The 1137-nt window shown below is 64.3% G+C and carries 1 protein-coding gene; it reads right to left on the bottom strand.

Going from position 1 to position 1137, the window contains the following annotated elements; genetic code table 11:
* Nucleotides 1–26: 26 nt before the first annotated feature.
* The gene (locus I6F38_RS44365) at nucleotides 27–968 is read right to left on the bottom strand and encodes a transposase (RefSeq protein ID WP_225164687.1); all 942 of its coding nucleotides are present in this window, start codon (nucleotides 966–968) and stop codon (nucleotides 27–29) included.
* Nucleotides 969–1137 lie beyond the last annotated feature (169 nt).

Genomic DNA, 1137 nt, shown 5'->3' with positions numbered 1-1137 from the left:
GTCGTCCCGGCGAAAGCCGGCAACTGTTATGTTGGATTGGTCTGCAGGTACGGCTTTCGGTCTCGCATCATGGCATTGAGGACCGTCAACAGCTTCCTGGCGACGGCGATGAGGGCGAGTTTGGCTGGTTTTCCGGCCTGTCGCAGTCGTGCATAGAAGGCCTTGAACGGATCGGCCCTGCGAACTGCGTTGAGGGCCGCCATATAAAGGGCGTCACGAACGCGCTTTCGGCCGCCCGCAATCTTGCGCTTGCCGCGGAAGGCGCCGCTGTCGACGTTGAAGGGAGCAAGGCCTGCGAGCGCTGCGAGTTGTTTCGGTCCGACCCGCCCGAGTTCCGGCATCTGGGCGATGAGCTGCATGCAGGCCACCGGACCCACGCCGGGCAGCGAACGCATTAACTTCGCATCGTCCGCGATCTCCGCTTCGGCTTTAATCAAGGCGCCGATGTCGGCCTCGATCTCGGCGATCTCGCTGTCGAGGACCTCGATGAGGCGGCCAATGCGTTCGGCCATGGCGCGATCGTCGGCCTCGCTGCGCCGGTTCTTCTCCTGGGCGCGCATGAGGACCAGCTGATCCCGCCGTTTTGCAAGCCTCGCCAAGGCGCCCCGTGCAGGATCGGCGACCTGCTCGGGGGCGGGCTGCATGGCCCGCGCAAAGGCCGCCAGCATCCGCGCATCGATCGGATCGGTCTTGGCCAGCAGGCCGCTGGCCCGTGCAAAGTCGCGGGCCCGGGCCGGGTTGATCCGTGCGAACTGGATCCCGGCCTGACGCAGCGCCTCGCGCAGCGCGAGGTCATAGATACCCGTCGCCTCGAAGACCACCAGCGCATCGCATTGCCAACGCGCCACCTGCTGTGTGATGGCCTGTGTCGCGTTGGCAATGCGCCTCGGCACACCGTCAGCCTCATCAAAGATATCGAGGTGCTTCTTGGAGATGTCGATTCCGACGTAACGAAGAGCTATGGTCACGGTGCCTGTCCCTGTGATGCGAGGTCTGTTGGCGCAGCCTCGTGCAACTGTTCAGGTTGATAGATGGAACGGGCGGGAGACCGAGCCGGCTCACGGCGTCAAGCGCCAAGGACCCAACGGCTTCCCGCCCACCCTCATCCTGACAGACTTCCAAGACACAGGGACCCAT

The sequence above is a fragment of the Bradyrhizobium sp. BRP56 genome (assembly GCF_020194035.1).
Classification (GTDB): Bacteria; Pseudomonadota; Alphaproteobacteria; order Rhizobiales; family Xanthobacteraceae; genus Bradyrhizobium; species Bradyrhizobium australafricanum.
The sequence above is the reverse complement of the archived record's forward strand: the minus strand, read 5'-3'. Positions and strand labels throughout refer to the sequence as shown.